Below are 2434 nucleotides of genomic sequence, written 5' to 3' on the forward strand. Positions count from 1 at the left end.
TAGACGGTGTCGCCGAACTGGGTGCGCTCTGACTGGTCGGTGGAGGCGTAACGGCCCCGGTAGTCCTTGCCTCCCTGGGTCAGCGAGGTGAGCTGGGAGTAGTCGCTCCACTGTCCGCCACTGCGAGCCGTTTCCGCAGTGGGGCGGGCGGCGGTCTCGTTTCCTGCCTTGTCGTAGGACCAGCCGTCACTGCTGCCGTTGACTGCGGTCAGCTGTGACGCGTCATCGTACGTGTAGGTGGTACCTCCGGGGCAGGTGTTACCGGCAGAGGCCGCGCGCAAGCCGGGGAGGTTGCCGTTCTGCGAGGTGAGGTTGCCGGCCTTGTCGTAGCAGTACAGCCAGCTGTTATTGAGGGTGCCGCCCGCCATCTCCTTAGCGTATCGCAGGCGCCCGGCGGAGTCGTACTCGAAGGTCCGCTTGAGACCGTCGACCGCGTCGGTGCGGGTGCGGATCTGCGTGCCGTCCTTGGTGATGCCGCCACTGCTGTACGAGTAGTTGTAGGCGATGTCGATCATGGTGCCCTCCGTGTCGGAGGTCGCCGTGATCCGCTCGGCGCGGTTGGACTTGTCCCGAGTGATGGTTTCCACGATGCCGCTGGGCAGTGTGGTCTTGGTCCTGGCGTCGTTCGCGTTGTACTCGTACGTGGCCTTCTTATCCTGCGGATCCGTCAGCGAGATCAGCCGGTTGACCTTGTCGTAGCTGTACTTCACCGTGCCGGACGGGTCGGTGTAGGACTCGACGTTGCCCTCGGCCGTGTAGACGAGAACGGTCTGCGAGCCGTCCTGCAGCGTGCGGACCGTCTCCCTGGACAGAGGGTCGAAATCGTACTTGGTGACGCCGGTGGAATCCGAGCGCTGCTTGAGGTTGCCGTCCCCGTCCCAGGCGTAGGTGACGGTCGAGTTCGTGCTGGAGACCTTGATGATCCGGTCACGGTTGTCGTACACGTAGACCGTCTTGATACCCCTGCCGTCGGTCATGGTCTCTGGGCGGTCGGCGCCGTCGTAGGTGTACGTCGTGGCGCCGAGCGGCGACGGCGGGGTGACCTTGATCAGGTTGCCCTTGGCGTCATAGACGAACTTGGTGACCTTGCCGTTGGCGTCCTTGATCTCGCAGCGCTGGCCCTTGAAGCCGCCGCAGGTGGGATCGGCCGGGTTGTAGGCGAAGGTGCGGGTCCCGCCGTCCGCTCCGGCCACTGTCTCCTCGGTGGTGTTGCCCGCGGAGTCGTACTTGTAGCTCACCTCCACTCCATCCGCGGAGGTGACCTTGCCGGGGACGTCGGCCCCAGCGATTGTCTGATAGCCGCTCACCGACGAGGTCGCCCCGGTGGGCAGCTTCGCGGAGGTCGGGTTGGAGCGGGGGTCCCAGCCGTAAGCGGTGACGTTGCCCGGGGTCCCACCCACACCCATCGCGTCCACGGCCGTTTCGAGGTTCAGATTGGCGTCGTAGGTCCGCTCGCGGGTCTTGCCGAGCGCGTCGGTGACCTTCGTGATCTCGCCGTCTGCCGCGTGCTCGTACTTCGTGATGCTGCCGGCTGGGTCGGTGACCGTTGTCGTACCGGCGGAGCCCTCACCGCTGGTGTACGTGTAGGTGTAGGTCGGTCCTGTCTCACCGGAGCCATCGAAGGCCGTGGCCCGCTTCATCGAGGTGACGCGGTTGTCGGCGTCGTAGGTGAAGACCGTGACCCGCCCTTCGGGCGTGGTGATCTTCGTGAGGCGGCGGTCCGCGTCGTACCCGAACTCTGTGGCCTTGCCCTCGCTGTCCGTGAACTTGGCGAGATCGCCTGCGGGGTTGAGGTCGTAGACGACGGTGCGGCCGGTGTTGTCCTTCGCCTGCCACTGCGAGGCGTCGGTCTTGACCAGGTCGATGAAACGGCCCGAGCGGGAGTCGGTGAGCTTGAAGCCCTTGTGCTCAGTGCCCTCGTCGTGCTGGTCGACCAAGACGTGGCCGCCGTTGCGGTCGGAGACCTTCAGGAAGGTGCCGTACTCGCTGTAGGTGTCCTTCGAGCCTGAACCGCGCTCGGTCACGACGTACTCGGACCCCGACTTCTCCAGGTCCAGTCGGTAGCCCTTGGGGGTCGCGTACGTGCCGTCGGTCTTCTTCGTGAAGACGACGGAGCCGCCGGTGGCGTCATAGAGCACCACTCGCGTGTCCTCGATCTGCAGGTAGCGCTCGTAGTTGCTCCACCAGCGCTGTGACACCTTCCCCCACGGTGCGTCCAGGGAGTTGTAGGTACGGGTCAGCTGCAGGGACTTGCCAACGCCGGCGATCTGCAGGTCTGTGCCCGCGAGCATCAGGTTGCCGGTGGAGTAGTTGATCCGTGCCACGAGCGAGTCCGTCACCCTGACCATCCCCTCGTAGCGTAGAGGCCGTGACTGCAGGGGAAGTTGGGGGTCATGGCAGAGAAGCGACGAAAGTTCGACGCGGAGTTCCGTGA

General features: G+C 65.1%; 1 protein-coding gene. It reads right to left on the minus strand.

Annotated elements, in window-relative coordinates; translation table 11 throughout:
* Positions 1-2348, minus strand: a 2348-nt coding sequence (locus ACIBB8_RS37755; RefSeq protein WP_398959923.1) for a DUF6531 domain-containing protein, incomplete at its 3' end; no start/stop codon positions are given.
* Positions 2349-2434: the final 86 nt, after the last annotated feature.

Source organism: Streptomyces sp. NPDC051286 (genome assembly GCF_044455345.1).
Taxonomy (GTDB): domain Bacteria; phylum Actinomycetota; class Actinomycetes; order Streptomycetales; family Streptomycetaceae; genus Streptomyces.